This window comes from Rheinheimera sp. F8 (assembly GCF_001518915.1).
In genome coordinates, this window is sequence record NZ_CP013656.1 from 3,766,577 (window position 1) to 3,790,491 (window position 23,915).

Genomic DNA, 23,915 nt, shown 5'->3' on the forward strand with positions numbered 1-23,915 from the left:
AGACGGAACCTTGAAATCGGCGCCGCATTATAAAGAAAAAAGCCGCCCTTGGGTATCAATAAAGCCGTTTGACCGTGGATTTACCGCGGCTCTGTCACTTTGTCTCTGTCGTGAAAACCACCAGCTAACGCGGCAAAGCCTGACGAATTGCACAAAATTTGATATAAATACCGGCTTCTGTGGCCAAAGGCTTGGTGTGAATGCGTATTTTTCTGTCTGTATTGCTGTGGATTGTCCTGCTAACCGGCTGTAGCCCGGCGCCGGCACCTATGCATTTACATCAGATTTATCAAAGAGATAGCATTCGCGTCGGCATCTTAAATGGTCCTACCAGTTATTTTGTCGGCCCGGATGGCGCCACCGGTTATGAATATGAGCTGGCGCAGGCTTTGGCAGATAAACTAGGCGTGAAACTCGAGCTGGTCAGTGCTTTTTTTATCGATGAGCTTTTAGTGAAACTCAGTAATGGCGATATTGATTTAATCGCCAGTGGTTCCACCATCTCCGAAGCGCTGCAACAAAAATATCGCCTGGCACCGGCTTATCAGCTAGCGGATGAAGTGCTGGTATTTGGCCAGCAAAAACGCCGGCCGAAGACGTTGCAGGATCTGTCCGGCCCTATTGTCGTGTTAAAAGGCTCCAGCCAGGCGGAAACATTGCTGGCACTGAAAACTACAGAGCCACAGCTGCAAATCGAATTAAACGACACCGACGATCCAACCGAACTGCTGCAAAAAGTCGCCGAAGGCAAAATCGCCTATACGCTGGCCGATTCGCATATGCTGGCGATTAATCAGCGTTTTTACCCGAACCTCGGTGTGGCTTTAACGTTAAAACGCCAGCAACCGGTTGCATGGCTGCTGCCAAAAAATAATGACGATTCGCTCTATTCGGTGCTGATTGAGTTTTTTGGCCGCAGTTACGAAGGCGCGGATTTGCTGACACTGGAAGATAAGTATTTTGGCCATGTGCGGCGCTTTAATTATGCCGACACGCTGGATTATATCGAAGCGATCGACAGAACCCTGCCGCGCTACAAAAACATGTTTGAGCAACATGCCGGCTCGTTGGACTGGCGTCTGCTGGCTGCACTGGCTTATCAGGAATCGCGCTGGGATCCAAAAGCACGCAGCCCGCAAGGTGTTGTGGGCATGATGATGCTGACCGTCGATACTGCCAATCTGATGAAAGTATCAAGCCGTGTCGATGCGTCGCAAAGTATCAGAGGCGGCAGCCGTTATCTGCAGCGGATGCTGGACCGTTTACCTGAGCGGATCCCGATGCCAGACCGGCTCTGGTTTGCGCTGGCTGCTTACAATCTGGGCTTAAGCCATGTTGAAAGCGCGCGCTTGCTGACGGAAAAAGATGGCGCCAATGCCGATAACTGGGCCGAAGTGAAACAACGGCTGCCGCTGTTACGCCAGCGCAAATACTACCGGCAAACCCGCACCGGCTATGCGCGTGGCGATATGGCGGTGTATTACGTGGAGAATATCCGCCGTTATTACGACACCTTGTTGTGGGTGGATGAACGCAAACAAGCGGAACAGCAACAGGCTGCACAAAAACAAACCACGCAAAAACAAGCGAAACCAACAGCAGCAGTGACAGCACCAGCGACAACTAAAACCAAAACAACACAAAAACCAGCACAGAAATCGAATGCCATAGGCAATAAATCTGAACCAAAACGCAACTGAATGACTCAAACCGTCTCCCCTGCGCCGCAGCGCTCGCTGCAGCGTGCTTGATGGCGCGGGACGATTTCCCTATAGTGGCGGTATTCAGTGAAAGGAAGTGGACATGTTAAGAAGAAAAAGACCAAAGATGTTACGCAAACGCCGGTTGATGGATGTAGGCGCCAGCCGCCGCCGGGTCAAACGCAATATGTCGGTGTTAAAACTGTTTCGCCGCCAGCGCGAATATAATCAGCTCGCTGCATCCCCAGTGTCAGCAGTTGCTGAGATCTGCGGCTGAGTCATCCCCGTTTGTTCAGCGTTTTTCTGCAATTTCAGCGCTTTTTGCTCAGCGCGGCGTTTCTTAAAAAAATCTGATAATTGCCGGGCACAGTCTTCTGCCAATATCCCGCTGCTTACTTCCAACTGATGGTTCAGCTGCGGATGCCGCACAATATCAAACACCGAACCACAAGCGCCGGCTTTGAGATCGGTCGCCCCAAACACCAGCCGCTGCACTCTGCTGTGAACCAAAGCTCCGGCGCACATGGCACAAGGCTCCAACGTCACATACAAAGTACAATCCAGCATCCGGTAGTTTTTCAGCGCCAGACCGGCCTGGCGGATCGCCTGCATTTCCGCATGCGCGGTCGGATCATGCCGGCAAATCGATAAATTCCAACCTTCACCCAGCACCTGACCGTCTTTGACCAGCACAGCGCCGACCGGCACTTCACCGGCGGCTTCGGCTTTGGCAGCCAATTGCATCGCATGTAACATCCAGTGCTGATCGGTATCGCTGCTGTTCACGAAGGTTCTCCTGTCATCATCGCGACCGATTTTATCATGGCAAGCGCCAGCTGCAGCGGTGAAAATCACCAGAAATTGGCGAAAACAAACTATTCATAGTTGCATGCTGTAACAAGTTCGTTGTTTTATAAGCGAAATATTTATGGCATAACAGTTGCGAGACGACTTCTGTTCAGTCAAAAAATCAAAGGGGAATTCAGATGGGTGTATTTGATATTGGTTTTATCGCGGTTGTAGGTGCATTTGCTTATGCCTTTTATGAACAGCACACCAAGACCAAAGTAAAACTGGCCGGCGCCAACCAGAATACCGACGATGTGCGCGCTCAGCTCGAACAGCTAAAACAGCGGGTAGCCACCTTAGAGGCCATCGTCACCGACAAATCCTATACATTAAAAGACCAAATCAACCGGTTGTAAACGGTCTGACACGGAAACAAAAACAGCAGCCGGGGCTGCTGTTTTGTTTTAAACGAGAAGAACTATTCCCACTCGATCGTCGCTGGCGGTTTACCTGAAACATCATAAACCACGCGGCTGATGCCGTTGATTTCATTGATGATACGGTTCGACACATGACCCAGCAATTCGTAGGGCAGATGTGCCCAGTGCGCGGTCATAAAGTCGATCGTCTGTACGGCACGTAACGACACGACCCAATCGTATTTACGGCCATCGCCCATCACACCAACTGATTTCACCGGCAGGAATACGACAAAGGCCTGGCTGACCTGGTCGTACCAACCGCTGTTACGCAGCTCTTCGATGAAAATCGCATCGGCGCGGCGCAGGATATCGCAATATTCTTTTTTCACTTCACCCAGCACCCGCACACCGAGGCCTGGTCCCGGGAACGGGTGACGGTACAGCATGTCGTATGGCAGACCGAGCGCCAGACCGACTTTGCGCACTTCGTCTTTAAACAGCTCACGCAGCGGCTCGACCAGACCCATTTTCATATCCGCTGGCAAACCGCCGACGTTATGGTGCGATTTAATCACATGGGCTTTGCCGGTTTTAGAGGCGGCAGATTCAATCACATCCGGATAAATGGTGCCTTGCGCCAGCCACTTGGCGTTTTGCAGTTTTTTCGCTTCTTCGTCGAACACTTCAACGAACACCCGGCCAATGATTTTGCGTTTGGCTTCCGGCTCGGCTTCGCCTTGCAGTGCTTCGAGGAAGCGTTGTTCAGCTTTGACATGGATGATGTTCAGGCCAAAGTGGTCGCCAAACATTTCCATCACCTGCGCGCCCTCGTTTAAGCGCAGCAAACCGTTATCGACAAACACACAAGTCAGGTTTTTACCGATGGCGCGGTGCAGCAACATCGCCACAACCGATGAATCAACACCGCCGGACAGGCCTAAAATCACCTGATCATCGCCAATTTGTTTTTTCAGATTCACGATGGCGTCATCAATGATCGACGCTGGTGTCCACAGCTTTTCACAGCCACAGATGTCGACGACAAACTGCTCCAGCATGCGCAGACCCTGGCGGGTATGCGTTACTTCCGGGTGGAACTGCACGCCGTAGAATTGTTTGGTTTCGTTCGCCATCGCTGCATGCGGGCAGGTTGGCGTCAGCGCGGTGGTGACAAAACCTTCCGGAATAGTCACTACTTTATCGCCATGGCTCATCCAGACGTCGAGTAAACCATGACCCTGTTCGTTCAGATGATCTTCGATGCCGTTAAACAACGCGCTTGGGCTGACCACTTCAACCTGGGCATAACCAAATTCACGTTTGTCAGAACTGGCAACTTTACCGCCCAGCTGCTCCGCCATCGTTTGCATGCCGTAACAGACGCCCAGCACCGGCACATTGGCTTCAAATACATATTGCGGTGCACGTGGGGAACCGGCTTCAGTCACACTTTCCGGGCCGCCGGACAGGATAATACCGGTTGGATTAAATTCAGCGATTTGCTCGGCCGTGACGTCCCAGGCCCAGAGTTCACAATAAACACCAATTTCGCGGACGCGACGCGCGATCAGTTGAGTGTATTGCGAACCGAAATCGAGGATCAGGATTTTATGGAAATGAATATTTTTGCTCATATCAACCTTTTTTAAGGTACGGGGCCATGCCGGCCCGGAAAATACAGCGCCGGCGTCAGGAGGTCTGAGGCCGGCGCTGGAATTTTTTAACTGACGCGGTAGTTTGGTGCTTCTTTGGTGATCTGCACGTCATGGACGTGCGATTCGCCCATGCCGGCCGCAGTCACTTTGACAAACACTGGCTTGGTGCGCAGCTCGCCGATGTCGGCACAACCGGTCAGACCCATTGATGAGCGCAGGCCGCCCATTTGCTGGTGAATGATGTTTTCAATCGGGCCTTTGTACGCGACGCGGCCTTCAATACCTTCTGGTACCAGTTTTTCCGCGCTGTTGCTGCCCTGGAAATAACGATCTGACGAGCCATTGCGCTGTGCCATGGCACCCAATGAGCCCATACCACGATACGATTTGTAATAACGGCCCTGATACAGTTCTACTTCGCCCGGTGCTTCTTCGGTACCGGCAAACATAGAACCGACCATCACACAATGCGCGCCCGCTACTAAAGCTTTGGACACATCACCGGAGAAGCGGATACCGCCGTCGGCGATGATACAAACGTCCAGCCCTTTCACGCCGTCCACGGCATCAGCAATGGCAGTGATTTGTGGCACACCACAACCAGTGACAATACGGGTGGTACAGATAGAACCAGGGCCAATACCGACTTTGACGGCGTTGGCACCGGCTTCGGCCAGCGCTTTCGCGCCTTCAGCGGTGGCGACGTTACCGGCAACGATTTGTAAATCCGGGTACATAGCGCGGGTTTGTTTGACCCGGTCAATGACGCCCTGTGAGTGACCGTGCGAGGTGTCGATCAACAGAATATCGACACCGGCTTCAACTAAAGCAGCGATGCGCTCATCGGTACCAGGACCGACGCCCACAGCGGCACCGACGCGTAACCGGCCAAATTCGTCTTTACAGGCGTTTGGTTTGCTGGCGGCTTTGTAGTAGTCACGCACTGTGATCAGGCCTTTGAGTTTAAAGGCGTTGTCGACGACCAGCACTTTTTCGATGCGGTGTTTGTGCATCAGCGCTAAGGCATTCTGACGCGGTGAGTCTTCATGCACAGTAACCAGGCGTTCACGCGGGGTCATGACTGAAGAAATTGGCGCTTGTGGGTTGGTTTCGACGTTTAAGTCGCGGCCGGTGACGATACCGAGCAGATTGCATTCAGCATCAACCACCGGGAAACCGGAGAAACCATGTTGTTGCGACAGCAGCTGCACGTCACGCACGGTTTGTTCAGCACGAACTGTCACCGGATCAGACACCACACCACTTTCGTATTTTTTCACTTTACGAACGTTGGCGGCCTGCTCTTCAATGGTCATGTTCTTGTGGATAAATCCTAAACCACCTTCCTGCGCCAGCGCGATGGCGAGGCGAGCTTCAGTGACGGTGTCCATTGACGCGGAAACCATCGGGATATTCAGGCTGATTTTGCTGGTCAGTTGAGTCCGCAGATCTGCGGTATGAGGTAGTACGGTGGAGTGCGCCGGTACAAGTAACACGTCGTCAAATGTAAGGGCTTCTTTGACTATCCTGAGCATTGCAACAATCTCGCTGTGGTGGTTAAAAATCGGGGAATGTTGCGGCGCAATTTTATCCGCAAAGCGCGTTTCAAACAACGCATTTTTTGTTTTTGTGACTGTATTTGTGCTAGCTTAGCCAGATCACTTGTTATGCCTGCCTGCCATGAATCACACGCAAAATCCCAGCACAAACCCGGAGATCTATACCGTTTCGCGGCTAAATGCCGAAGTTCGCCTGACATTAGAGCTGCAATTCCGCCAGCTTTGGCTCTGTGGTGAGATTTCAAATTTTGTTGCCGCCAGTTCCGGTCATTGGTATTTCTCGCTCAAAGACGCGGCAGCACAGGTCAAAGTGGCGATGTTTAAGCAGGCGAACCGCAATGCCGCCTTTGTGCCGCGCAACGGTCAGCAAGTACTGATCCGCGCCCGCATCAGTGTGTATGAACCGAGGGGTGAGTATCAGTTGCTGGTCGATTTTATCGAACCGGCCGGCGATGGCTTGCTGCGTCAGCAGTACGAAATGCTCAAAGCCAAGCTGACCGCTGAAGGCTTATTTGCGCCAGAACGGAAGAAACAGCTGCCATCACAAGTGCAGCGGATTGGCGTGATCACCTCGCCGACCGGCGCCGCAGTGCGCGATATCCTGACAGTATTGGCGCGGCGCGCACCGGCGTTGGAAGTCATTATTTATCCGGCGTTGGTACAAGGCGCTCAGGCCGCGCAGGATTTACAGGCCGCGCTGGCGCATGCGATCCGGCGCAATGAAGTCGACGTGCTGATCATTGGCCGTGGCGGCGGTTCACTGGAAGATTTGTATTGTTTTAATGATGAGCAACTGGCGCGGCAAATCGCGCACTGTCCGTTACCGATTGTCAGTGCTGTTGGCCATGAAATTGATTTTACTATCGCGGATTTTGTCGCAGATGTGCGGGCAGCAACGCCGTCGGCCGCAGCCGAACTGGTGTCTCCCGATCAACAACATCAGCTGACGCAACTGATCCAGCTGCAACAGCGCTTGCAGCGTGGGATCCGCCTGCAACTGGGCCAACAGGCGCAGTGGTTTTTACAGCAACACAGCAAATTACAGCTGCTGCATCCAAAACGGCGGCTGGAGCAACAACAACAGCGCCTCGATGAGTTACAACTGCGGCTGCAACGTGCCGGCCAGCAACAGCTGGAGCGCAAAGAGCGCCAGCTTGAGCAACACCAGCAACGGTTATTGCAGCATGCGCCACGCGCAGCAGTGTTGCAGCAGCACGCTACTGCGCTGCAGGAACGGCTGCAACGCGCGATGCAACAACAACTGCAGACGCTGACGCAGCAGTGGCAACAACACAGCGCTTTATTGCATCAGGTCAGCCCGCTGGCCACACTCAATCGCGGGTACAGCTTAACTTTCACGGCAGAAAATACTTTGGTGAAATCGGTGCAGCAGCTGAAAAGTGGCGACGCGCTGACGGTACGATTTGCCGACGGTCATGTCGTCACTGAAGTAAAACAGATCCAAGCAAATTAGTTGGCTGACGCCAGCGCTGTGCGGATCAAGGCGACTTTTGCCGGCCGATTAAACAACTGATATAACTCCAGCCAGTCGGTAAGTGCCATCCAGCTGACCCCATGACGTTGTTCACAGCGGCTTGGTTCAAATGGCCATTGCGCCAATCTGTCGTGCTGCCGGACCTGAATACCGGCCATCAGTTCAATCACCAGACCAGAATCATGCTGATAGCGGCGGAAAAACCGGCTGCAATATTGCGGATGCGCCGCCACCGGCAACTCAGTGCTGAACTGCTGCAGACGCGCCGCCAAAGCAGGTGCAATGGCTTCGCTGCAAACTAAATCGATATCGCGAAAGTCTTCCTGCAACTGGCGTTCAACCAATAACAAACTGCCACCGATACTCCAATCCGGCACCGGCGCCAACGGTGCAAGCAGCGCCAGCGCTTGCTGAAATTTGTCTGACATCTCTGCAACTCCCTGACACTTTCTTACAGATGCACAGCAATTGGCCGACAGTTATCCGCGCCACGCTTTGGCAAACTGCCCGCCATCTATTTCTTTATCAAGCGAGTGTATCATGCGATTTGCCTTCTCCCGACTTACTCTGTGTCTGGGGCTTTGTAGCCCTTTACTGCTGAGTGCTGCTGAAACCGCTAAACCGGACCCGGCGTCAGCCATTGAACGCATTCAGGTCAATGGCAGCGCCCTGCCCGATGCCAGTCAGACCAATGACGAGACTGAGCAGCTGTTGAAAGTGGCTGGCATTATGAATGACCCGCTGGCGGCAGTATTCAGCTTGCCAGGCGTAGTGTACGCCGGTGGCGATTTTGGTGGCATGCCGGCGGTACGGGGGTCAAGCCCCGACGACAATGCGTTTTTAATCGATGGTTTGCCGGCCGGTTATTTGTTCCACATGTTCGGCAACAGCGTGTTTAATGAAGCCCTGTTGCATGATTTCCACCTCGACAGCGGTGGTTTCGGCGCGCAATACGGTAATGCCACCGGCGGCGTATTTTCGGCGACCCTACGCGACCCGAAACAACAGGCCATTGGCGGTGAAGCCGAACTGAGTTTGCTGCAGATGAGTGCACTGGTCGAAGGTGCAGTGACTGATGATCAGGCGTTTTATCTGGCGGCCAGACAGAGTACAGTCCAGTTTTTTATCAAATCCGGCGATGAACTGGACGATGGCGTGAAAATCTACCAGCCGCCAAAAAGTAACGACTATCAGGCGCGTTATTTGTTTCAGCTGTCTCCGGAGCAAAAACTCACGATGACACTGACCGGCGCCAGCGACAGTGCGCGGGCCAACATCAGTCAGGCATCAGAACAAGGCCGCACCGATCCGGAATCGGTGGGTGATGTACGTATCGACAGCGCTTTTGCCAACCAGCAGCTGAGTTACCAGTATCAGCATCCGGCCGGCCATCAGTTGCAGCTGCGTTATCAGCACAGCAGCAACAGCGAAGACAATCAATATGGCGGTGACCAGTTTGTCAGTTATGAAGATGACCGGCAGTATTTGCAGTTACAGTCGCGCTGGCAGATGAGCAACGCCCAGCGACTGGAAGCCGGTGTTGAGCGCAGTCAGCGCGATGCAGACTACCGCTTCGACGTGATCCCGTATTTTTGTACCGACCATCAGGCCGATTGCTTTGCCCAGCGTGGCGATCGGATCAAGGCCAAAGACCAGCTGCGATACAACACCGACAGCGCCTTTCTGCAGCATCATTGGATCTGGAATCAATATCTGAGCTCGTCAGTCGGCCTGCGTTACGACCAGCAGGACTATACCGATGAAAGCTTTTTACAACCGCGCGCTGAATTGAGTCTGCAGCTGACACCACAGCAGCGCTGGTTTATCCGGGCCGGGCGCTACAGCCGGCTGGCCGATTTAGAAAAAAGTCTGCCGCTGCTGGGTAACCGCCAGTTAAAACAACCAACGGCGACCCATTATGTGCTGGGGCAGGACTGGCAATTTGCCGACAACTGGAATTTCAGTACTGAACTTTATTTGAAAAAACTGCAAAAGCTGCCACTGGGTCTGACTGACAAAGACGCCGATCAGGCCCTGCATTACAGTAACGACAGTGAGGGGCAGGCCTATGGCGCAGAATTACTGCTGAAAAAACAACGTAGTCCCGGCGACTGGTATGGCTGGGCGTCGCTGAGCTGGTCGAAAGCCGAGCGTACTGACCTGCGCAAAAACCTGACGTCGGAGTATTATCTGGACACGCCGCTGGTGGCGAATATGGTCGTGGCTTATCCGTACAATGAGAACTGGGATTTCAGCGCCCGCCTGACGGTACGCTCCGGAGCTAAATATACGCCGATCATTGGCGACAAACCCAACCCTTATTACCCGGGTTACCGCGTGGCAGTGTATGGCGAGCTGAATTCGGCGACCTTGCCTGTGTATCACCGGCTGGATTTACAGGCTGAACAACAAGGCACGTTATTTGGCCTGCCAGTCACTTACACCTACGCTATTCTGAATGTGTTAAACCGCAAAAATGTGTCAGGGTACTTCCTGCAAAAAGGCAAAGCCGGCGAAACGCCTGAGTATCACATTGAGGCGGAAGAAAATCTCGGCATGTTCCCGTCGGTGGGGATCAAAGTGCAGTTCTGACGGCTGCACTCATTCCTGACGGTGCGACACCTGCTTACACTTTTTAAACATTCCATTTGCGGCTCCAACAGTTATCATGGGGCCGTTTTTATGTGGAGCAAAGCATGCGACCGTGGTGGTGCCTTTTTTTTCTGATGTTGAGCAGTACCCGCTGTCACGCCAGCTGGGATGAACTGGAGTTTACCGGTTACCTGGCGGTAGGCACCGGTTTCCAGCGCGCGCTGGTCGGCCCGCTGGACCGGACAGTGAATGAAAAACTGCTGCTGAACTTGTCCGCCGATGTGCAATACCATAACTTTTTTATCGAATCTGATGACCGGCGTAATGTACTGCGTTATGGCAGTGGCCTGCTGGGTTATTATTTGCAGCAACAGGAAGACAGTACCCTGTCGCTGATTGGCACCAATTATCATGACGCCATCGGACCTTATCTGTACACGGGCTCTGGCCGGGCGCATCTACCTGAACTGGATGGGTTGCAACTGCGTGATTCCGATTTTCTGCTCGGCCTGCGCTATCAGCGCTTCTGGCAACAACATTATGTTGCAGTAGAAATTGGTCAGGACATTGAGTCGCATTACAGTCAGCAACTACGCTTGCTGTACAGCTATCGCCAGCCGCTGCGGAACTGGGATTTATATTACAACGTCGGCGTGTCGTTTTCTGCGGCCAGGCTGGTGAATTATTATTACGGTGTCAGTGCCGCTGAAAGCCAGAGTGGACGACCCACATACAACGCCGGCGCCGGTCAGCAGTTGCATCTGGGAGTCAGCGCTTTGTATCCGCTCAGCACCGACTGGTTGCTGGAACTTGGCCTTGCCGTGAATGGCTTTAGCAGTGCTTATACAAACAGCCCGTTGGTCAGCCGGGACACCGAGTTCCGCAGTCTGGTGAAATTCCGTTATGTGTTCTGACCAACGGTATCGCCCTACTCTGTTCACCGTGCTGTGCTGCGCTTTGCTGAGTAGCCCGCTGGCCGCTGCTGACCCAACCGGCGGCACCAAACTGGCATTAACGCCAGCCACGTGCGTGGCGTTGCAACAAGGCCGGCTCTGTTACGCAACCGTCCATGTACATTGGCAGAGCGCCACACCGCAGGACTTGTGCCTGCAGGCTGGCACACAAAAATTATACTGTTGGCCAACCGGTCGGGAAGGCCACTGGCGCTATGAATTTGCCGAATATGACAGCCAGCAGTTGCAGCTGGTCAGCCCGGACGGCATCCAGGCGCAGGCCACCATCAGCGTCAATTGGGTGCAAAAGAACCCACGGGTAAAACGCCATTGGAGATTATTCTGACATGACAAACGCCGCCTATGGCACCATTTTGCTGGTCGAAGATGACCTGTCGCTCGCCAGCTGGGTGCAGGAGTTTTTACAGCAAAAAGGTTATCAGGTATTGCTGGAACAGCGTGGTGATACTGTGTTGCCGTTGCTGCGACGCCAGCATGTTGACTTAATCCTGCTAGATCTGATGTTGCCCGGTCTGAACGGGCTCGACGTCTGCCGGCAGATCCGCCGCGACTATACTGTGCCAGTGCTGATGCTGACTGCCCAGGGCGAAGAGGTCGACGAAGTGATTGGTCTTGGTGTTGGCGCCACCGATTATCTGGTGAAGCCAGTGCGGCCGCGCATCTTGCTGGCGCGCATTCAGGCAGCGCTGCGTCAGAGCGCAGATGCGACCCCCAGTCAGCAGCTGGTGTTTGGCGGCCTGACGATTTGTGCCAGTTCGCGCCGGGTCTTACTCGGCGAGACCGACATTTTACTGACCAGCGCTGAGTTTGCCTTATTGTGGTATCTGGCCAGCCGGGCCGGTCAGGTCTGCAGCCGCGATCAGGTGTTTCAGGCGTTAAAAGGTCGTGAACACGACGGACTGGACCGGCGTTTTGATGTGATGGTATCGGTACTGCGGAAAAAACTCGGCGATGATGCCAAAGAACCCAAACGTATAAAGACGGTGTGGGGCCAAGGCTATTTGTTTGTCACCGAGCACTGGACGCTCTGATGTTTAAACTGTCACTGAGCCTGTTGCTGTCGGCCATTTGTGCACTGTTTATGCTCGGTGCTGTCCTCGACCAGCTCGCCAATGACGACAGCCAACCCGCACCTGACCAGTTACAGTTGTATAGCACAGTGCTGGATACGATCAGCCAGCAGGCCGACCAGCAGCCACCGGCACAGCTCAGTGCTTTTATCACGGCACAACAACAGCAATGGCAATTAGCATTACATTTGTTGCCACGCGACAGTCTGGCGTTGCCACCAGAACTGGAAGGTCAGCTGCATGCCACCGGCGGCCTGGCGCTGGCTGGTACTGACGGCATGTCTTATCTCAAAGCATTACCCACCCATCCACGCTGGTTGATACAGCTGCAACTGCCTCAAGCGGCCGGTCATCAGCCGGGCGATTTATGGCTGACCTTAGCGCTGTACGGCGGGCTCAGTCTGATCATGTTGTTATGGCTGGCGCCGCTGGCACGCCGACTCTGGTTGCTGAGCCAGACCGCCGGTCGTTTCGGTGACGGTGATTTACAGGCGCGGCTGCCACCCAGTCGCTGGTCCTATATCAGTTCGCTGGAACAGAGCTTTAACCAGATGGCACAGCAGATTGAACAATTGCTGGCCGACAACCAGTTATTGGCCTCCAGCTTATCGCATGACCTGCGCACGCCGATTGCCTGTTTCCGTTTCGGACTGGATGCCGCGTTAGAAGAGCCGGATCCACAGCGTAAAGATCATTATCTGCAACGACTGGAACAGGATTTGGATCGGATGGAAGCGATGGTCAATGCCTTTCTCGAATATGCCAGTCTGGATCGGCAACATCAGCATTGGCAGCTGAGTCTGGTCGACCTGCAGCAGACTTGCCAGCAAGCCATGCACAGCTGTGAACCGCTGGCAGCCGCCAGACAGTTGCAGCTGCAATTGACCTGTTCAGCCGACGTGCCCGATGTTTGTGGCCATCCACACTGGTTATACCGGGTGCTGCTGAATCTGCTGCAAAATGCCTGTCGCCATGCCCAAAGCCAGGTACAACTGCGGCTCTGGCAACAAGACCAGCAGGTATGCATCCGCATCAGTGATGATGGCGCCGGCATCGCACCAGCCGATGCAGAGCGGATCTTTTTGCCTTTTGTCCGGCTGGAGACACAATCGAGTATTGCGCCACAATTCGGTTTGGGCCTCGCGATTGTGCGTAAAGTGCTGGACTGGCATCAGGCCCGGATCAGTCTGGAAACCACAGCACCAGCTGGCGCCAGCTTTTTGATTTGTCTGCCACTGCAAAACACAAAACCGGCTTGATGCCGGCTTTGTGTTTCTATTGTTGACCCCAACGCCACCCACAATACTATGCGTAGGCGGCTTTGGCACCAGACTCAGCCCTGGTTGTGGCCGATTTTTTTCTTGTTCGCCAGATTGGCTTTCGCTTTGATCAGTCGATCACGTTTGTATTGCTGGTTTGGCGTCAGTGTATTGCGCTTCTCCGCATACGGGTTTTCAGTGCCGCGGAATTCGACCCGCACCGGCGTGCCCATCAGTTGCAGTGATTTGCGGAAATAGTTCATCAGATAGCGTTTATACGAATCCGGTAAATCTTCCACCTGGGTGCCGTGGATCACGATCAGCGGCGGGTTATAACCACCTGCGTGGGCATATTTCAGTTTCACCCGACGGCCTTTCACCAATGGCGGCTGGTGATCTTCCTGCGCCATATTCATGATTTTGGTCAGTAAAGCGGTATTCACCCGACGGGTCGCCGAATCAAATGCTTCTTCAACTGATTCAAACAGATTGCCAACACCAGAGCCGTGCAGCGCTGAAATAAAATGCAGACGGGCGAAGTCGATAAAACCAAGCCGGCGATCCAGCTCACGTTTCACTTCATCTTTGACGCCGTCATCCAGACCGTCCCACTTGTTCACCGCAATGACCATCGAGCGGCCGGCATTGAGTACAAAACCGAGAATACTTAAATCCTGCTCGGAAATACCTAAGCGTGCATCTAACACCAGGATCACGACGTTGGCATCTTCAATTGCCTGTAACGTCTTGATCACCGAGAATTTTTCCACCACATCATCGATACGGCCGCGACGGCGTACACCGGCGGTATCGATCAGCGTGTACTCACGATCACCACGTTGCATCGGGATATAAATCGCATCACGGGTGGTGCCCGGCATGTCGTAAACGATGACCCGTTCTTCACCGAGGATCCGGTTAGTCAGCGTCGATTTGCCGACGTTCGGGCGGCCGATAATCGCGAGTTTGATATGTTTGTCGCGTTGTTCCTGATCATCTTCCGGATCAATAGCTTTCAGATCTTCACCGGCCTCAAAAGCCGCCAGACGCTGCGCCTGCTGTTCAGTCAGCAGCGGCACTAATGCCTGCTGTAATAATGATGTGACGCCGCGGCCATGCGCCGCGGCGATCGGGTAAACTTCGCCGATACCTAAACTGTAGAAATCAGCAATCGCTGTGTCAGCATCCAGGCCATCAGTTTTATTGGCGACCAGAAACACAGTTTTGTTGACGCGACGGATGTGATTGGCGATGGCTTCATCGGCAACGGTTGCGCCAGCACGGGCATCAACCAGAAACAGCACGACGTCGGCTTCATCGATAGCTTTTAATGACTGTTCGGCCATTTCCAGCTCAATGCCTTCTTCGCTGCCGTCAATACCGCCGGTATCCACTACGATAAATTCCAGGCCTTCATAATCGACAGAGCCATATTTGCGGTCGCGGGTCAGGCCAGGAAAATCGGCGACCAGCGCATCGCGCGTGCGGGTCAGACGGTTAAATAACGTGGATTTTCCGACATTGGGACGGCCAACCAGAGCAACTACCGGTAACATGTTTCACCTCAACTGAGCTGACACGCACCTGTTGGAGTCAGCTTCTGCAATCAAATCATCGTCAGCACTGACGATGGACTTTATTTGTGACAAGCTCCTGCTGAGCCCGCCGATGACGGCTGTTGCAAGAACAACGGACCGTCTTTTCTGTACACCCTGTACATCGCCGAAAAATTGCTCCTGCATTTTCGGCATACCGTACATCCTGTACATAAAAAAAACAGGCCTGCGAACAGGCCTGCTTTGGAGAAACTCGCTGGGCAGCCTTTAGTCAGCAGTACGCAATACGTCGATTTCGCCGTTACGTGTCTGCAGGATTAAATAATCCGATGTGCTGACAGCTTCGGCATAAAAACCTGAACTGTCAAACTCGTGCCGCGCCAGATATTCGCCTTTGTCGCGGCTGAACCAGTGCAGATTGCCCTCGTTATCACCGACGACCAGATAATTCTTATACACCGCCGGACCTGTGACAAAATGCTTGTGCAAGGTTTGCTGCGACCAGATCTCCAGGCCATTACGGGTATCGACTGCATACAATTTACCCGTTGAATCAACCAGATAAATGATATTGTCAACAATCTGCATATCGCGGAAACTGGCGTAATCGCGTTTCCACAGCACCCGGCCACTGCGCAATTCCATCGCAACGAGCTGACCGTTATAGGCAATGGCGTAGATTGTACCATTTTGCACTATCGGTGTCGCATCCACGTCAATAATCCGCGCCAGGTCGGTTGAGCCTTTAGCCACCGCAACGGCTTCTTCCCAGGCCGGCGCACCTTGCTCGGAGATCAACACACCGACTTTACCGTTACCGGTGCCATAAACCACACCGCCGGCAGCAGTGGCAACCGAGGAAATACCACGCAGCGTCAGCAAGGCGTTTTCAGTTTCATGCATCCAACGTTGCTCACCGGTATCCGGTTGCAGCGCAAAAATGCGGCCACCACCGGTATTCACCAGGATCAGGCCTTCACCGGCCACAGGGGCCGCTAGCACTTCACCTTTGACTTTAACATGCCAGACTTTTTCACCGGTTTCCGGGTTCAGCGCCAGCACATCACCGTCTTCGGTGCCGACCAGCACTTTGTCAAAGCCAACCGCGACACCGCCAGCCAGTTTGGCGTTGCGGTTATTCCACCAGTGACTGACGCCACCAAACAGCGGTGCATCGTCGCCATTACGTAAATCGTAGCTCCACAACTTGTCGCCATTTTGCAGATTAAACGCGACAATTTCGCCGGAACGACTGGCGACAAACACTTTGTCACCCAATACCGCAGGCTTGATTTTAGAATCGTAATGTTCGATACCGTCGCCAACCGAGCTGCTCCAGACATAGTCTGGCGCTACTTTATTGTCGATCTCCGGTAAAACCAGTTCTTCTTCATCTTTTGACGAGCAACCAACCAGCACAAAGGCCAGCAGCGCCGGCACCAGCATGGTGCGCACAGATAACTTCACAGCAACCTCTTAGCCGGCAACGTGGGCCAGTTCGTTCAATTTGACATCTAATAACGGATTTTTGCCGACTTCAGTCACGGCTTGTGCCGCTTTGTATGCAGACAGTGCAGCAGTTTCATCACCGGACTTCAGCAACACATCACCTTTCAGTTCGTTTTGCTGTGCAGCAAAAGCCGCCGGCATGGTTGCACCGAGCGTGGCTAATGCTTCTTTATATTTGGCTTGTTCTGCCTGGACGCGCGCCAGTCGTAATTGCGCGACGGCAACGACTTCCGGCACTTTGCTTGATGCCACAACAGCAGACAACTGCAGTTCGGCCGCAGCATAATCTTTTAATACGACCGCTTCTTTGGCCGCCATCAGGGCTGCCAGGTGGCTGTAGTTAGAATCTTTGTGATCGGCAATGAATTTCTGTGCATCGACCAGCCAGGCTTTTTTATCCGCACCTTCAGCCGCGGCTTTATCCACCAGCACGGCATAGGCTGCAGATTGTGCCTGCTGTGCTTCTAATTGCTTAGCCTGATAAAAGCGGAAGCCATATAAGCCACCCAGGCCAATGACAATACCGGCCACCATCGACAGGCCATGTTCGCGGAAAAAGCGTTTAATCGCTTCGACTTGTTGTTCTTCGGTGTTGTAAATTTCCATCAGGGACTCCGTTAAACCTGGGCCAGTACTGCGGCCAGATCTGCAATAAGGACAGTTTGTTGTGGTTGATCGGCGCGTAACCATTTGACAGTGACCTGCCCGGCTGCCAGTTCGCTGTCGCCAAGCAACAGACCGATCGCAGCACCAGATTTATCCGCACGTTTTAATTGTTTCTTCAGATTGCCACCACCACAGTGCAACATGATCCGTTTACCCGGCAGGGCCAAACGCAGCTGTTCGGCAACAGAGACTGCAGCAAGTTCCGCAGCGTCACCGAGTGGCATCAGATAAAAATCTGCTGCATTGCTGACTTGTGGTAATAACGGCAGGCTTTGCAGTAGCAGCACCAGTCGTTCCAGCCCCAGGCCAAAACCCACTGCCGGCGTGGCTTTACCGCCCAGCTGTTCGACCAGACCATCGTAACGGCCACCGGCACAGACAGTACCTTGTGAGCCCAGATTGGTGGTCACCCACTCAAACACGGTTTTGTTGTAATAATCCAGGCCGCGCACTAACCGCGGATTGATGGTGAACTCAATCCCAGCCGCCTGCAGACGTGCCTGCAGCCCGGCAAAATGCAGTTTTGAATCTTCATCTAAGTGATCGAGCAGTTGTGGTGCACCGGCCAGCATGTCGGCCATCGCCGGATTTTTACTGTCGAGCACGCGCAGCGGGTTGCTGTACAAACGGCGTTGGCTGTCTTCATCCAGCAGCTCTTTATGCTGCTCCAGATAGGCCACCAGTTTGTCGCGATACGCCGCGCGGGCTTCATTCGAACCGAGCGAGTTCAGCTCCAGCCGCACATAAGGTGTCAGGCCCAGTTGCTGCCACAGCCGTGCCGACAGCAGAATAACCTCAGCATCAATATCCGGGCCCTGCATGCCAAACACTTCCAGACCAAACTGGTGGAACTGGCGGTAGCGGCCCTTTTGCGGCCGTTCATGACGGAACATCGGGCCCATATACCACAGCCGTTGTTCCTGATTATATAACAACCCATTCTGGATCCCGGCGCGCACACAGCAAGCCGTGCCTTCTGGCCGCAGGGTCAGACTGTCGCCGTTGCGATCGGCAAAGGTGTACATCTCTTTTTCAACGATGTCAGTGACTTCACCAATCGAGCGCTTAAACAGCTCAGTCATTTCGACGATCGGAAAACGGATCTCATCGTAACCGTAACTGTTGACGGTCTGCCGGATCATCTGCTCAACGTATTGCCACACCGGGGTATCCTGCGGCAGACAATCGTTCATTCCGCGGATAGCTTGAATTTCTTTAGACACTTAAATACCTGAATAGCTTAAATTTATTCTACGTTTTTCACATCGATCAGCTGCTGTTGTGCGGCCAGGTACATACGGACCTGCTGCTCCAGCTGTTCGGCGACAGATTCATTGTCGATGCGCAGTTTTTGCCGCTCGCCTTTGAGATAAAAACCGCTTTTTTTGCTGGCGCCGGCCACGCCCAGATCAGAGATCAGTGCCTCACCAGGCCCATTGACCACGCACCCTATCACAGATACGGTCAATGGGTCGACCACATCTTCCAGCCGTTGTTCCAGCTCGTTCATCGTCTTGATCACATCAAATTCCTGCCGCGAACAACTTGGGCAGGCAATGAAGTTGATACCACGGGAACGAATGCGCAGTGACTTCAGGATATCAAAACCCACTTTGACTTCTTCCACCGGATCGGCCGCTAAGGAAATACGCAGCGTGTCACCGATGCCCTCAGCCAGCAACATGCCAAGACCAATGGCAGATTTTACCGCTCCGGCCCGGGCGCCACCGGCTTCGGTGATACCTAAATGCAATGGCTGCTCAATTTGTTTCGCCAATAAACGATAAGCGCCGACGGCCAGAAACACGTCCGATGCTTTGACGCTGACCTTAAACTGATCAAAGTTCAGTCGATCCAGAATGTCGACATGGCGCATTGCCGATTCAACTAACGCGGCCGGATTGGGCTCGCCATATTTTTCCTGAATGTCCGCTTCCAGTGAACCGCCGTTGACGCCGATGCGGATTGGAATATTGTGAAACCGGGCGGCATCCACCACAGCGCGGATCCGATCTTCCCGACCGATATTGCCCGGGTTAATCCGCAAACAATCCGCACCGTATTCAGCAACTTGCAACGCAATGCGGTAGTCAAAATGAATATCAGCGACCAGCGGGATCGGCGATTGTTGTTTAATCAGCTTAAACGCTTCAGCGGCGTCCATCGTTGGTACTGACACCCGGACTAAATCAGCTCCGGCCGCTGCAATAGCACGAATTTGCGCCACTGTGGCGTCAACATCAGTAGTTCTGGTGTTGGTCATCGACTGCACCGCAATCGGCGCATCGCCGCCGATCAGTACAGAACCAACACGAATTTGTTTGGAAACACGACGGATAATTGGATTTTCAGCGTACATCTTATTCGGACCCGGTTAATGTCAGGCGCGCGACCTGACCTTGCTTATAGCCTGATAAATCAATGGGTTTGCCAGCAAGACTGGCGGTCACTGCCGCGGGATCGCCCAGCGTGACCTTCAATGGTCCGATGCCGGTTAACGTCAGCGTCTGACCACTGTTTTGCATGTTATACGCCAGCCGTTTGCCGTTGGCGTCAAACACCGACACCCAGCACTGTGCACTAAACTGCAATTGCAGTTGTAACTCGGCGGCACCCGGTGATGTGGCGTCTGTTGTTGCCGGAGCTGATGTTGTGGCCGCAATCGCTGTAGCAGCATCTGACACAGGCGTCTGTGCTGTGTCAGTGGCAGCATTTGATTCAGGCGTCTGTGCTGTGTCGGTGCTGGTAACGACGGTTTCGGCAGGCGCTACCGCAGTCACTTCAGTGTTATTTTCTGCGGCCGGCACAGTGACGGCAACCGCAGATTCTGTCCCAGTAGTTGCACGGTCTGCCGCCACTTCCGGAACTATTTCAGGTCCACCGGCTGTAACACTGGCAGGGTCAGCGCTGGGTTCTGCAACTACTGTCAATACCGGAGTCGTCGCTTCTGCCGGCGTTTTCACTGCAGGCGAGGTCGCCGTTTCCAGCTCCGGCAGCATCGAAACCGGCTGGTCATTTAACATGTGCGTTTGCCAGAACCAAACCAGAAACAAACCAATCAGCAATACCAGTAAAAAATACGTTGCCAGCATAAAACGGCTTTCTGCGGCGTCCCGGCTGGTCTTTTTCGAAAAGCTGTGCATTGGTGTCGGTTGCGGCATCGCGCTCAGCAGCTGATCAAATTGTGCCAGAACGTCGGTCTCATCAAGTTTGAGCAAACGGGCATAATGGCGCAAATAGCCACGAATAAAAGTCGGCGCCACGCGGACGTCCCATTGCTGCGATTCAAGCTGATCGATGACGGCGGCTTTCAGATTCAGTTGCGCGGCGGCCTGCTCAAGACTCATGCCGAGCGTTTCGCGCCGCTGTTTCAGCAGGGCACCAGGCCCGGAGGTGGCTACCGACATCGTCATAGCGCTGGCTCCGCCGGATCATGCAACAGAATCGTCTGACCTTGACTGAGTGCGGTGTCAGTCGCCAGCTGATTCCAGGCTGCCAGTTGCGCCAGTGCCAGATTAAATTTATATGCGATGCTGAACAGCGTATCGCCGTCCTGCACCTGATACTCCCGCGGCAACGCAGACGCTTCAGACAACTTCAGCACCTGCCCTGCTCTCAGAGCGGCGGGATCTGTCAGCTGATTCAGCCGCTGTAATTCCGACACACTCAGTCGGTATTTGCTGGCGATGCGAAACAAGGTTTCGCCATATAGCACCTTATGAGTGCCTGGCTGCGAAGGGGAAGGTTTGGCGGTCACGGTTTTCAGGGGATCTGCAGACGACTCGCTGCTGCCAGGCGTTGTTGTAGTAACAGCGGACTCATCAGCCGGAGTTGGCAAAGCCTGTGGCGTAGCAGGGTTTTCTATGGCGGTTGTTTCCATCCGTGGCAGACTGCGATCTGTGGTTAAGCCATAAGCCTGCGATTCAGGTTCAATCCCGGTTTTGCGTTTAACGATTTTGATTTTCGGGTTGCTGTTAGGGGTTGCTGCCAATACTGACGGATCGACACCAAGCAGACTGGCTTTATATTGCTGTCGCAATTTTTCTGGTTCAGAAGCGCTGAAATCCGCTGACAGCATCCAGGCGGTTTCCGGACTGGTCGGATAGACCGACAACATAAATTTTTCTGCGGTTTGCTGCTCGGTTTTGTCATCGAGCTGATAGGCGATCATGTAGCGTAATAAAATCGCTTGGGGTGACACTTGCCCCAATTCTTGCAGACGCTTTTGCCAGATCCGGGCTTTTTCCATGTCACCTTTGGCGTAATTCAGTACCGACAGGTTATATACGATGGAATGTTTCACACCGTTATGGCGCAGTGCTTGTTCCAGATGTTGTTGATATTTGTCAAAATCTTTGCGGCCTAAGGCACAAAAAGCCAAATTTTCGTAGCTCTCGGCCACCCGAATGTAACCCGGGCGTTTCACCGCAGCCTGCAGCAATTGTTCAGCTTCGTCGAATTTATTGATTTGGCACAGAAAAGCACCGAAGTTATTGTAGGTATCGGCGTTATCATTGTCTTTGCGCAGGGCATCGCGGTAGGCGTTTTCAGCCTGATCCAGCTCGCCAACCTGTTGATAGTAATAGGCCATGGCGTTGGAAACTTCCGGCAGATCCGGCGCCAGTTCGCGGGCTTTTTCCAGATTAAACCTGGCCTGTGACGTTTCACCGCGTTGCAGATAATTCAGCCCCAGCGACAGGCGGGTCCGCGCGATCTGTTTGTTATCCGTCTGACGTTCACCCTGCCGCTTACTGTCGACAATAGTCGACTCGGATACGCAACCGATTAGCAGCGCACTGCAAAGCCCAACGCCAGCAAGCCAACTCAAACGCATAACTGATTGCCTGTCCTTGTCTTTTCAGACCATTTTTACTGAAATTTCCTCACCTTTCATCTGTTTTTTTACCAGACGTTTGGTGCGGTCGATCACATCACCGACCAGCTGACCGCAGGCGGCATCAATATCATCACCGCGGGTCTTGCGCACTATGACAGTAAAGCCATATTCCTGCAGAACTTTATTAAAACGATCGATACGTGAATTGCTTGATCTTTTATATGGCGACCCCGGATAAGGGTTAAATGGGATCAAATTGATCTTCGATGGGGTATTTTTCAGTGCTTCGGCCAGCTCATGCGCTTGATCGGTACTGTCGTTGACCCCTTCCAACATGACATATTCCACGGTCACTTTATCATTGGCGCGGGAATCGGCGACATAACGTTTAGCTGCCGCGAGGAATTCTTCCATCGGGTATTTTTTATTCACCGGCACTAATACATCGCGCAGGGCATTATTTGGCGCGTGCAGGGAAATGGCTAACGCCACATCGATTTTGCCTTTGAGCAGATCCAGCGCCGGTACTACGCCGGATGTAGATAATGTGACACGGCGCTTGGACAGGCCAAAACCATAGTCTTCCATCATCAGTTCCATCGCCGGCACGACGTTATTGAGGTTAAGCAAAGGCTCGCCCATGCCCATCATCACGACGTTGGTAACCGGTTTTTCACCGGTATCACCATAACTGCCGATGATTTGACCGACCCGCCAGACCTGACCAATGATTTCCGATACTGTCAGATTGCGGTTAAAACCTTGTTGGGCTGTCGAACAAAAAGTGCAATCCAGCGCACAACCAACCTGTGAGGACACGCATAAAGTACGGCGGTCTTTTTCCGGGATCCAGACTGTTTCGACTTCCTGGCCGCCTTTGAGCCCCATCACAAATTTGATAGTGCCATCCGCACTGTCCTGCCGGGTCACCACCACAGGTGCGTCAATGACAGCATGGCGTTTCAGTTTTTCGCGCAACACTTTGTTGATATTAGTCATTTTATCGAAATCATCGACGCAGAAGTGATAAATCCATTTCATCAGCTGATCAGCCCGGAAGGCTTTTTCGCCAAGCGACACCAAAAATTCTTTCATCTGCTCACGGGTCAGATCAAGTAAGTTGATTTTCTGTTCAGGGCTGGTGGTCATGATTCACTCCGATGGCAGCGTGGCTGCAATCTAACTTGCTGGATTGGTGCGGCGATTTTGTCTGGTATATCGGCCCGGCATCGTGATGCATCGGGTGACAGATATGACAGAAAAAATCGTCCCGGGTTCAAGACAAGAAAGGGGCCTAGGCCCCTTTCTGTCCGTGTCCTGACGATGTGGCTGGCATTAAAGCCAACCCTTCATCTGTACCGGATTAACGGGTACGGCCACACAGTTCAGCGTCGCTGAAGAAGAAAGCAATTTCACGGGCAGCTGATGCAGCAGCGTCAGAACCGTGTACTGCGTTTTCATCGATGCTGGCCGCGTAGTCAGCACGTAAAGTGCCGGCTGTTGCGTCTTTTGGATTGGTAGCACCCATGATTTCGCGGTTTTTACGTACGGCGTCTTCACCTTCCAGTACCTGGATCATCACCGGGCCTGAAGTCATGAAAGAAACCAGTGCATTGAAGAATGGACGCTCTTTGTGTTCGCCGTAGAAACCTTCAGCCTGTTCACGGCTCAGGTGCAGCATTTTCGCTGCAACGATACGCAGACCTGCTGATTCAAAACGGTTGTAGATAGCGCCAATCACGTTTTTGGCAACTGCATCTGGTTTGATGATGGAAAAAGTACGTTCTAAAGCCATGTCAGACTCCCTTTAAAAGAATGGTTGAAAATTTAGC

Annotated in this window: 21 protein-coding genes; 8 read left to right on the forward strand and 13 right to left on the reverse strand. The window is 53.2% G+C overall.

Annotation, left to right across the window (positions count from 1 at the left end):
- The first annotated feature begins 200 nt into the window (after positions 1–200).
- Entirely contained in the window at positions 201–1,700 is a 1,500-nt protein-coding gene (mltF, locus tag ATY27_RS16780) for a membrane-bound lytic murein transglycosylase MltF (RefSeq protein ID WP_208931744.1), read from the forward strand.
- Positions 1,701–1,928: 228 nt separating this feature from the next.
- Here mltF and tadA read toward each other — a convergent pair whose 3' ends face one another.
- Complete coding sequence (gene tadA / locus ATY27_RS16785) at positions 1,929–2,486, reverse strand: tRNA adenosine(34) deaminase TadA (protein WP_279614565.1); 558 nt, start codon at positions 2,484–2,486, stop codon at positions 1,929–1,931.
- Positions 2,487–2,686: 200 nt separating this feature from the next.
- Between tadA and ATY27_RS16790 the strand changes: the two genes are divergently transcribed.
- Positions 2,687–2,905, forward strand: coding sequence for a hypothetical protein (locus ATY27_RS16790; RefSeq protein WP_208931745.1), 219 nt, complete (start codon positions 2,687–2,689; stop codon positions 2,903–2,905).
- Positions 2,906–2,967: 62 nt separating this feature from the next.
- On the opposite strand, the gene guaA is transcribed toward ATY27_RS16790, so the two are convergent.
- Together guaA and guaB are read right to left on the reverse strand one after the other, a co-directional pair.
- Positions 2,968–4,545 (reverse strand): glutamine-hydrolyzing GMP synthase, encoded by a 1,578-nt coding sequence (gene guaA / locus ATY27_RS16795; protein ID WP_208931746.1) that lies wholly within the window; start codon positions 4,543–4,545, stop codon positions 2,968–2,970.
- Positions 4,546–4,631: 86 nt separating this feature from the next.
- Positions 4,632–6,101, reverse strand: a complete 1,470-nt coding sequence (gene guaB / locus ATY27_RS16800; RefSeq protein ID WP_208931747.1) for an IMP dehydrogenase — start codon at positions 6,099–6,101, stop codon at positions 4,632–4,634.
- A gap of 145 nt (positions 6,102–6,246) precedes the next feature.
- Here guaB and xseA point away from each other — a divergent pair, with 145 nt between their 5' ends.
- Positions 6,247–7,599 (forward strand): exodeoxyribonuclease VII large subunit, encoded by a 1,353-nt coding sequence (gene xseA, locus ATY27_RS16805; RefSeq protein WP_208931748.1) that lies wholly within the window; start codon positions 6,247–6,249, stop codon positions 7,597–7,599.
- On the opposite strand, the gene ATY27_RS16810 is transcribed toward xseA, so the two are convergent.
- Complete coding sequence (locus tag ATY27_RS16810) at positions 7,596–8,048, reverse strand: hypothetical protein (protein ID WP_208931749.1); 453 nt, start codon at positions 8,046–8,048, stop codon at positions 7,596–7,598. The two genes, xseA and ATY27_RS16810, sit on opposite strands and share 4 nt — an antisense overlap.
- 112 nt (positions 8,049–8,160) lie before the next feature.
- On the opposite strand from ATY27_RS16810, the gene ATY27_RS16815 reads away from it, so the two are divergent.
- The 5 genes from ATY27_RS16815 to ATY27_RS16835 all read left to right on the forward strand — a co-directional run bounded on the left by ATY27_RS16815 (position 8,161) and on the right by ATY27_RS16835 (position 13,515).
- Positions 8,161–10,212, forward strand: a complete 2,052-nt coding sequence (locus tag ATY27_RS16815) for a TonB-dependent receptor plug domain-containing protein (RefSeq protein WP_208931750.1) — start codon at positions 8,161–8,163, stop codon at positions 10,210–10,212.
- 104 nt (positions 10,213–10,316) lie between these two features.
- The gene (locus tag ATY27_RS16820) at positions 10,317–11,126 is read left to right on the forward strand and encodes a MipA/OmpV family protein (protein ID WP_208931751.1); all 810 of its coding nucleotides are present in this window, start codon (positions 10,317–10,319) and stop codon (positions 11,124–11,126) included.
- Positions 11,116–11,511 (forward strand): DUF3019 domain-containing protein, encoded by a 396-nt coding sequence (locus tag ATY27_RS16825; RefSeq protein ID WP_208931752.1) that lies wholly within the window; start codon positions 11,116–11,118, stop codon positions 11,509–11,511. Before ATY27_RS16820 ends, ATY27_RS16825 begins: the two co-directional genes overlap by 11 nt.
- A gap of 1 nt (position 11,512) precedes the next feature.
- A complete protein-coding gene (locus ATY27_RS16830; protein ID WP_208931753.1) occupies positions 11,513–12,217 on the forward strand; it encodes a response regulator transcription factor in 705 nt (234 codons plus the stop codon).
- The gene (locus ATY27_RS16835; RefSeq protein ID WP_208931754.1) at positions 12,217–13,515 is read left to right on the forward strand and encodes an ATP-binding protein; all 1,299 of its coding nucleotides are present in this window, start codon (positions 12,217–12,219) and stop codon (positions 13,513–13,515) included. Before ATY27_RS16830 ends, ATY27_RS16835 begins: the two co-directional genes overlap by 1 nt.
- A gap of 74 nt (positions 13,516–13,589) precedes the next feature.
- On the opposite strand, the gene der is transcribed toward ATY27_RS16835, so the two are convergent.
- The 9 genes from der to ndk form a co-directional block, all read right to left on the reverse strand.
- A complete protein-coding gene (gene der / locus ATY27_RS16840) occupies positions 13,590–15,071 on the reverse strand; it encodes a ribosome biogenesis GTPase Der (RefSeq protein WP_208931755.1) in 1,482 nt (493 codons plus the stop codon).
- Positions 15,072–15,338: 267 nt separating this feature from the next.
- Positions 15,339–16,538, reverse strand: a complete 1,200-nt coding sequence (bamB, locus tag ATY27_RS16845; protein WP_244151351.1) for an outer membrane protein assembly factor BamB — start codon at positions 16,536–16,538, stop codon at positions 15,339–15,341.
- Between the two features lie 9 nt (positions 16,539–16,547).
- Positions 16,548–17,186 carry a tetratricopeptide repeat protein gene (locus tag ATY27_RS16850; RefSeq protein ID WP_208931756.1) on the reverse strand — a complete coding sequence of 213 codons (639 nt, stop codon included), beginning with the start codon at positions 17,184–17,186 and terminating at the stop codon, positions 16,548–16,550.
- A gap of 11 nt (positions 17,187–17,197) precedes the next feature.
- Positions 17,198–18,469, reverse strand: a complete 1,272-nt coding sequence (gene hisS / locus ATY27_RS16855) for a histidine--tRNA ligase (RefSeq protein WP_208931757.1) — start codon at positions 18,467–18,469, stop codon at positions 17,198–17,200.
- Positions 18,470–18,492: 23 nt separating this feature from the next.
- Complete coding sequence (gene ispG / locus ATY27_RS16860) at positions 18,493–19,605, reverse strand: flavodoxin-dependent (E)-4-hydroxy-3-methylbut-2-enyl-diphosphate synthase (protein ID WP_208931758.1); 1,113 nt, start codon at positions 19,603–19,605, stop codon at positions 18,493–18,495.
- Position 19,606: 1 nt separating this feature from the next.
- Positions 19,607–20,659: a RodZ domain-containing protein gene (locus ATY27_RS16865; protein WP_208931759.1), complete on the reverse strand. Its 1,053-nt coding sequence runs from the start codon at positions 20,657–20,659 to the stop codon at positions 19,607–19,609.
- Positions 20,656–22,080 (reverse strand): type IV pilus biogenesis/stability protein PilW, encoded by a 1,425-nt coding sequence (gene pilW / locus ATY27_RS16870; RefSeq protein WP_208931760.1) that lies wholly within the window; start codon positions 22,078–22,080, stop codon positions 20,656–20,658. Before pilW ends, ATY27_RS16865 begins: the two co-directional genes overlap by 4 nt.
- A 24-nt stretch (positions 22,081–22,104) precedes the next feature.
- A complete protein-coding gene (locus ATY27_RS16875; protein WP_208931761.1) occupies positions 22,105–23,232 on the reverse strand; it encodes a bifunctional tRNA (adenosine(37)-C2)-methyltransferase TrmG/ribosomal RNA large subunit methyltransferase RlmN in 1,128 nt (375 codons plus the stop codon).
- Positions 23,233–23,446: 214 nt separating this feature from the next.
- Positions 23,447–23,878 (reverse strand): nucleoside-diphosphate kinase, encoded by a 432-nt coding sequence (gene ndk / locus ATY27_RS16880; RefSeq protein ID WP_208931762.1) that lies wholly within the window; start codon positions 23,876–23,878, stop codon positions 23,447–23,449.
- Between the last annotated feature and the right edge of the window lie 37 nt (positions 23,879–23,915).